Below are 7,947 nucleotides of genomic sequence, written 5' to 3'. Positions count from 1 at the left end.
GCGTCGGCCCATCTTCACCCACGCCAATCGAGTCATGGGTAAACACGAACACCACCGGCAACTCCATGATTGCCGCCAGGCGGATCGGCGGTTTCATGTAGTCGCTGAACACCAGGAACGTCGAGGTGTACGGCCGCAGGTACGACAGCGCCATGCCATTGGCTATTGCGCCCATGGCGTGTTCGCGGATGCCGAAGTGCAGGTTGCGCCCGCTGTAGTCGTCGGCACTGAAACGCCCGGCGCCGTCGAAGGTGAGGTTGGTTTTGGTCGAGGGCGACAAGTCGGCAGAACCGCCCAGCAGCCAAGGAATGTGTTGGGCGAACGCGTTCAGCACTTCGCCACCCGAGGCCCGGCTGGCAACGCCTTTGGCGTCCGCTGCAAAGCCCGGCAGATCGGCCTGCCACTGTTCCGGCATTTCGCCTGCGCGCATCCGTTTGAGTTCATCGGCCAATTGCGGATCAAGGCGGGACAGGGTCTGGTTCCACTGCGCGTATAACGGCTCGGCGCGTTCATGCAGCGCGTCACGCAACACGGCGCGGGCCTCATCGGGCACCAGGAAGCTGGAGTCTTGCGGCCAGCCATACGCGGCTTTGGTCAGGCGGATTTCTTCTTCACCCAACGGTTCGCCGTGGGCGGCAGCGGTGTTGTGTTTGTGGGGCGAGCCGTAGCCGATCACGCTGTCGACGACAATCAGGGTCGGCGCCCCGGCATTCGCCTGGAAGGTGTCGAGGGCGTGGCTCAGGGCCTGCAAGTCATTGGCGTCGGTGACGTGCACGGTGTGCCAGCCGTAGGCCTGGAAACGCTTGATCGCATCCTCGCTGAACGCCAGCTCGGTGTGGCCCTCGATGCTGATGGTGTTGTTGTCGTAGATCCAGCACAGGTTGTCCAGCTTCAAGTGCCCGGCCAGTGACGCGGCCTCGCTGCTGATGCCTTCCATCATGTCGCCGTCACCACACAGGGTGTAGACGTTGTAGTCGAACAGCACCTGGCCATCGCGGTTGAAACGTTTGCCGAGCCAGCGCTCGGCCATGGCCATGCCGACACTGTTGGCGCAGCCTTGGCCCAGTGGGCCAGTGGTGGTTTCCACGCCGGTGGTCATGCGGTATTCAGGGTGGCCAGGCGTTTTGGAGCCCATTTGCCGAAACTGCTTGATGTCGTCCAGGCTGATCGCTGGCAGGCCGGAGCGTTTGCCGTGCGCATCTATCTCGACCACGCCGGCCAGGTGCAGCAGCGAATACAGGAGCATCGAGGCATGCCCCACCGACAACACAAACCGGTCACGGTTGGGCCAGTCGGGGTGCTCGGGGTGGTAACGCAGGAAGCGGCTCCACAGCGTATAACCCACTGGCGCCAGGCCCATGGGCGTGCCGGGGTGGCCGGAATTGGCCTTCTGCACGGCGTCCATGGCCAGGGTGCGGATCGTGTTGATGCATTGGGTGTCGACAGCGGTGGCAGCATGAGTCATGAAGCTTGTCTCCCTCAGGTGGCGATCTACAGTGGAGGGCAGGGCGTAGCAAAGGTTTGATCCCATCGCCCAAGTCGCGACGAACGGGCGACAAACGCAGCCGCCTTGACCTCACACATGACAAGACCCCTTGTAATGGGCTAGCTTCAAAAGCGTAGGCCATTGATCAACTTGCGGAGGTAGTCCATGCCAGTGAAACACGACCTGTATCAGGACTTGGGTTTGACCAAGGAAGTCGTTCACGAACGCAGGAGGGGCGATGACCGTTTGAATTCGCTGCTTGAGCAATACGACGCCGCTGACAAGGAGGTGCTCGCTTTCGAGTCGTCAGGCGGGGCCGATGACGAATTAGAGAAGTTGAAGAAGAAGCGGTTGCTGATCAAAGACAAGATAGTGAAACAGTTAGGGTAAGGAACGGCTTAGCTTTCCTACAGGCAGCGGACACATTTGTTCAGAATTGTCTGAAGGACAGGGCGCTTTTCACTGCTTATGATGCGCCCCGTCCACCCGGCTCTGGGGACTGTTGCGGCGCAAGGATTGCGCTGGTGAGCCGGGTGGGCCTGTCTCTTTTACGCCAGCAGCGCTTGAGTGCATGCCTCAACGGAACGCTGCTGCGTCTCGCCATACAGCGTCAATTCATCAAGCGTCTGACGGCCCAGTGCCTTCTCGAACTCCACTTGGTTTGAGTTGGCGGCGTAGTGACTCTGCGCCGCATCGCCCAGGTTGGACTGGAAAATCCCCGCCGCACTCACCGGCAGAAAATCCTCATACACCAGCGGCTCCACGTCGATGTGGCCGGCGGCGATCAGCGCCTCCAGCGTACGCGGCTGATGGGCTGTGCCGCATGCCGCCAAGCCTTGCTCGGTGACGAAGTAGCGGAAGTACGCCAATGCCTGTTCGCGCATCTGCGCGTGGTCATCGGGAAACGCCTGGAAGTGCTGCTCCATCAACTGTACATAACGCACAGCATTGCCCTCATTCGGAAAAGTGCCCAGTTCGTCACGCGCGGCATTCAGCAATTGGTCGTATAACGCCCGGCCTTTGGGGGTCAGCGCAACGCCGCGTTGTTCGATCTCGCCGAAACGCGCGCTATGGCTGCCTTGCGCATCGGTGAAGGCGATCGGCTCGTCGAGCGCTTTGAAGCTGGTCTGGCGCAGCAAGATCGGGCAATGGCGGCGCGGCGGGCCTTCGATCACGGCTTTTGGCGTGATGCCCTTGCCGGGCATGGCGGCTTGCACTTGGTCGATATCCAGGGTGCGCGGTGTCAGGTGGTTGATGTGCGGGCCCTTGAAGGCCACCACGTCGGCGATCAGCCGGTGCTGATCGCTCAGTTGCTGGTACTGCGTGGCGGTGACGGTGGCGGTGTGGTGCCAGCGGAACGTTTCCAGGGCCTGGTGAATGAACGCCTCGGCGTCTTCGGCGTTGAGGCCGCCGTCCTGTTCGTATTGCTCGATCAGCGCCAAGGCGCCGGGGGTGAAGATCGAACGCTTGGCCAGCGCCGTTTCGGCGAAGGCACGCAGTTCCAGGTTCTCGATCAGTTCCAGGCGCAGCAGCGAGGTAAATACGCGGAACGGGCTGGCTTGCAATGCCTGCTCATGCACGGCGCGAAACGCCGTGGAGTGCACCGGCACGCCCGCCGGAGTCAGGTCGTAATAACCCACCGGCTGCATGCCCATTACCGCAAACAAGCGGCTGATGGTGGCCAGTTCCGCAGCGGTGCCCAGGCGGATGGCGCCGTGGCGTTCCATGTCCAGGCGCTGGTTTTCGCCGGTGCGTTGCAGGTGCCGGGCGAGGCCCGGATCACCGGCCAACACCCGTGCATTGGTCTCCGCCACCAGTTCCATCAGCGCCCCATACAGTGGAACTTCATCTCGGTACATGCCGGACATGGCCTTGGAGAAGCCCTTGCGGATGTCGTCGGGGCTGACATAAGCGGTGGTTGGCATAGAAAAATTCCTGAACACGGTGGGCAGAGGTGTGATCGATTGCTGGATTCTGTTGGCCTGCGTGCGTCCGTGCAAACGAAGAATCCTCAGGACTTCATTCTGCAAATGAATGAAATGACGCAAATATGACAAAAAATGAGCGTATGAAAATTTCATTTTCGGGTGCCTTTCCTAACTAATTCTTCACGAGGTGCGCCCCGGTCCTCATGAAACAATCGTCACGTTTGTAGGGATGAAAGCTGTTCAGCACACAACGCACATAAAAAAATGTTTAGGGGCTGTCGTTAATGAAAATTTCTACACTGGCGTTATCCATCACCGCCGCATTGCTTGCACAACAAGCCAGCGCCGATGATTTTGGCCTGGGCTCCTTGGGCACGGGCACGGGGCACAGCGGGTTCCTTGAAGACAGCCATGCTGCCGTCAGTTCGCGGACCATGTACTACAGCGCAGATAACCGTTCGGGGACCAACAACGATCTGCGTGAAGCCGCAACATTGCTGCGCTTTGACTACAAATCCGGCTTCACCCAAGGCACCCTTGGCGTCGGATTTGACGTGATGGCCTTCGGCGCCTTGCGTCTGGACGGTGGCGATGGCCACGCTGCAGGCCCAGGCCTGGCCGGTAACGGCAACAGCTTCTTCCCGACCAAAAACAACGGCACCGAGCCGGCTGACTCCTTCGGTCGCGCTGCGGGCAACGTGAAGTTCCGTATTTCCCAGACTGAGTTGCACGTCGGTGGTGGTTTGGCCCCGGTGCTGCCTATCCTGGTTTCCAACGACAGCCGTGTGGCGCCGCAGACCTTTGACGGCGGCATCCTCACCTCCAGCGACATCCCGAACGTGACCTTCACCGGCGGTGAGCTGAACAAGGCCGAAGGCCGTGCGTCCAGCAACTCCACCGGCCTGAGTGTCGCCGGCGCCAGCCGTGACAGCGACAGCTTCAAATTCGGTGGCGTGGACTACAAACCGTTTGGTTCGTCCGACAACGTCATCGCGAAAAACCTGACGTTGCAGTACTACTACGCTGATCTCGAGAACTTCTACAAACAGAACTACTTCGGCCTGGTCCACGTACTGCCGCTGGGCAATGACCAGTCGTTCAAGACTGACCTGCGCTATTTCGACAGCACCAGCGACGGCAAGAACGGCTCGGCCGGCTACGCGTTCAACAACAACGGCGGCTATGCCAAACACGCCGGCGAAGTGGACAACAAAACCTACAGCGCCGCGTTCACCTACCAGTTGGGTGGCAGCAGCCTGATGCTTGGCCACATCGGCGTGAGTGATGACGGTGGCTTCGTCTGGGTCAACCAGGGCAGCATCGCCGACCCACAACAACAAGGCGCGGGCGGCAGCGACTTCTACCTGTTCACCGACGCCGTGGTTGGCCAGTTCTCCCGCGCGGGCGAGCAGGTCAATTTCGGTCAGTACTCGTATGACTTCAAGGCCTATGTACCGGGTCTGAAGGCTTCCGTTGCTTACCTGGACGGTACCGACATCAAGTCCAAAGTGGCTGGTGGCGCCGATCAGAAAGAAAACGAAGCCGACTTCCGCCTGGATTACGTCGTACAGGAAGGCCCGCTCAAAGGCTTCGGTACAACCTTCCGGACCGGTACTTACCACGGTCACAACACCGGCACTGCCGATCAGGATCAAACGCGCCTGATCTTCAACTACACCTACGCGATCTTCTAAGAACGCGCAGGCGAACGCCGAGTGTCGGCGTGCTTGAACACGTGAGGCCGCCTAATCAGCGGCCTCATTTTTTTGCGCGCACGCAGGAGACTTCATGTGCATCCGGGCGTGGATGGGTTCTACACTGGTCGTCACTGTGTCAGCGATGGAGGACCCGATGCCGGCCACGCCCGTAACCAACATCCTTGAAACGATTGAAGGCCAACGCCTGGCGACCCAAGACGCCGACCGCTGGCGCGAGTGGGGCCCGTACTTGAGTGAACGCCAATGGGGCACCGTGCGCGAAGACTACAGCGCCGACGGCGACGCCTGGGCGTACTTTCCCCATGAACATGCCCGCAGCCGCGCCTACCGCTGGGGCGAGGACGGCTTGGCCGGCTTCAGTGACAAGGCGCAACGCTGGTGCCTGGGCCTGGCACTTTGGAACGAGCGCGACGCGATCATCAAGGAGCGCTTGTTCGGCTTGAATAACGCCGAGGGCAACCACGGTGAAGACGTCAAGGAGCTGTACTTTTTCGTCGATGGCGTGCCGAGCCATGCCTACATGCGCATGCTCTACAAATACCCGCATGCCGCGTTTCCCTATGCCGACCTGACCACTGAAAACGCTCGCCGCGGGCTTGAGGATGCGGAGTACGAGATTCTCGACACCGGTGTGTTTGAAGATAACCGCTACTGTGATGTCAGCGTCGAATACGCCAAGCACCAGCCAGACGATATTTTCATGCGCGTCACGGTGCATAACCGCTCGGACCAGCCGACGCGTCTGCACGTGCTGCCCCAGCTGTGGGCACGCAATGACTGGAGCTGGACCTTTGACGCGCCCAAGCCGCGCTTGACGCTTGAAGGCCCGCACGTGCTGGCCCGTCACCATGAACTGCCCGATCGGCATCTCAGCGCCTGGGGTCAGGACGGGCTGGAATGGCTGTTCTGCGAGAACGAGAGCAACTATCCCAAACTGGACGGGCAGCCGGCGCCGGGCCCGTTCAAGGACGGCATCAACGATTACGTGGCGGGTGGCGTTCAATCGGCGATCCGTCGAGACGTGGGCACCAAGGTCGCTGCACGGTTCATCCTCGAACTGGCGGGCCTGGAGAGCAAGACGGTTTACCTGCGTTTTGCGCCTGCGGACGCGCCGGAGGTCAATGCGCGCAAGCTGTTTGAGCTACGTCGTCAGGAGGCCGACGACTTCTACGCGGCCCTGCAACACGGCATTGCCGATGACGACGCGCGCAATGTGCAGCGCCAGGCCCTGGCCGGTTTGCTGTGGTCCAAGCAGCTCTATTATTTTGACGTCAACCAGTGGCTCGACGGTGACCCGGCCCAGCCGGCGCCGCCGCCCGAACGCCTGCATATCCGCAACACGCATTGGCGGCACTTGTCCAACTTCGACATCCTGACCATGCCCGACACCTGGGAATACCCCTGGTACGCCTCATGGGACCAGGGCTTCCAGGCGGTGGCGATTGCACTCATCGACCCGGGGTATGCCAAGCAGCAGTTGTTGCTGCTGGTCAAAGACCGCTTCATGCACCCCAACGGCCAGTTGCCGGCTTATGAATGGCGTTTCGACGACGCCAACCCGCCGGTGCATGCCTGGGCCAGTTGGCGCGTGTACCAGCAGGACAAGGCGCTGACCGGCGTAGGCGATATGGATTTCCTTGAGCGAATTTTCCATAAGCTGCTGTTGAATTTTTCCTGGTGGGTCAATCGCAAGGACGCCGAGGGCCGCAACCTGTTCCAGGGCGGGTTCCTCGGCTTGGACAACATTGCCTTGTTCGACCGCTCGGCCACCTTGCCGCCGGGTTATCAGCTGGATCAGGCGGATGGCACCGCGTGGGTTGCGGCCTATGCGCTGGACCTGATGCGCATCGGTCTGGAGCTGGCCAAGCGCAATGTCGTCTACGTCGATATCGCCGTGAAGTTTTTCGAGCACTTCCTGTATATCGCCGGGGCCATCAACCGCGTCGACGACAGCGCCGAAGGCCTGTGGGACGAGCAGGACCAGTTTTTCTACGATGTGCTGCACCGCCCCGATGGCCAGAACGAACCCGTGCGCCTGCGCTCGATTGTCGGCCTGATGCCGCTGTTTGCGGTGCTGGTGCTGGAACAGCGTGAGCATGAAGGGCTGGAGGGCTTGCGCGAGCGTTTGCTGGGCTTCATGAAACACCGGCCCGACCTGGCCAAACTGGTGTCGCGCTGGAACGAGCCGGGGCAGGGCAACCGCCTGCTGCTGGCATTGTTGCGCGGCGAGCGGACCAAGGACCTGTTGCGGCGCATGCTCGATGACAATGAGTTTTTGTCGGCCTTTGGTGTGCGCTCCTTGTCCAAGGCCTTCGCCGAACAGCCGCTGGCGCTGAAGATGAACGGCGACACTCTCTGCGCGCGTTACCAGCCCGGTGAGTCCGACTCGCGTTTATACGGCGGCAACTCCAATTGGCGCGGGCCGTTGTGGATGCCGGTGAATTACATGCTGATCGAATCGCTGCGTGAGTTTCACCGGTACTACGCGGATAACTTTTCGGTGGAGTACCCGACGGGAAGTGGTTATCTGGCGTCCCTGGAGGAGGTGGCTGACAGCCTCAGTCAACGCCTGACGCGCTTGTTTCTGCGTGATGAAAATGGGTTGCGGCCTTCGATGGCGGGGTATGCGCAGTTGGAGGCTGACCCGGCCAGCCGCGACCTGGTGTTGTTTCATGAGTATTTTCATGGGGAAACCGGGCGGGGGTTGGGGGCTTCGCATCAGACGGGGTGGAGTGCGCTGGTGGCGTTGCTGTTACAACCAAAAATCTAAATAACACCGTAGAAAAAAATGTGGGAGCGGGCTTGCTCGCGAATG

The 7,947-nt window shown here is 60.6% G+C and carries 5 protein-coding genes; 3 read left to right on the top strand and 2 right to left on the bottom strand.

What is annotated here, in order from left to right:
* A partial coding sequence (locus WBB95_RS30070; RefSeq protein WP_424490897.1) for a transketolase family protein occupies positions 1–1,465 on the bottom strand: 1,465 nt, incomplete at its 3' end.
* A gap of 186 nt (positions 1,466–1,651) precedes the next feature.
* Between WBB95_RS30070 and WBB95_RS30065 the strand changes: the two genes are divergently transcribed.
* The gene (locus tag WBB95_RS30065) at positions 1,652–1,876 is read left to right on the top strand and encodes a DUF465 domain-containing protein (RefSeq protein ID WP_424490896.1); all 225 of its coding nucleotides are present in this window, start codon (positions 1,652–1,654) and stop codon (positions 1,874–1,876) included.
* 158 nt (positions 1,877–2,034) lie between these two features.
* Here the strand turns inward: WBB95_RS30065 and hglS are convergent, their stop codons facing one another.
* A complete protein-coding gene (hglS, locus tag WBB95_RS30060; protein ID WP_424490895.1) occupies positions 2,035–3,411 on the bottom strand; it encodes a 2-oxoadipate dioxygenase/decarboxylase HglS in 1,377 nt (458 codons plus the stop codon).
* 287 nt (positions 3,412–3,698) lie between these two features.
* Between hglS and WBB95_RS30055 the strand changes: the two genes are divergently transcribed.
* Both WBB95_RS30055 and WBB95_RS30050 read left to right on the top strand, forming a co-directional pair.
* Positions 3,699–5,108 carry an OprD family outer membrane porin gene (locus WBB95_RS30055; protein ID WP_424490894.1) on the top strand — a complete coding sequence of 470 codons (1,410 nt, stop codon included), beginning with the start codon at positions 3,699–3,701 and terminating at the stop codon, positions 5,106–5,108.
* A gap of 157 nt (positions 5,109–5,265) precedes the next feature.
* Positions 5,266–7,902: an MGH1-like glycoside hydrolase domain-containing protein gene (locus WBB95_RS30050; RefSeq protein WP_424490893.1), complete on the top strand. Its 2,637-nt coding sequence runs from the start codon at positions 5,266–5,268 to the stop codon at positions 7,900–7,902.
* Positions 7,903–7,947 lie beyond the last annotated feature (45 nt).

The sequence above is a fragment of the Pseudomonas sp. genome (assembly GCF_049645325.1).
GTDB lineage: Bacteria > Pseudomonadota > Gammaproteobacteria > Pseudomonadales > Pseudomonadaceae > Aquipseudomonas.
The sequence above is the reverse complement of the archived record's forward strand: the minus strand, read 5'-3'. Positions and strand labels throughout refer to the sequence as shown.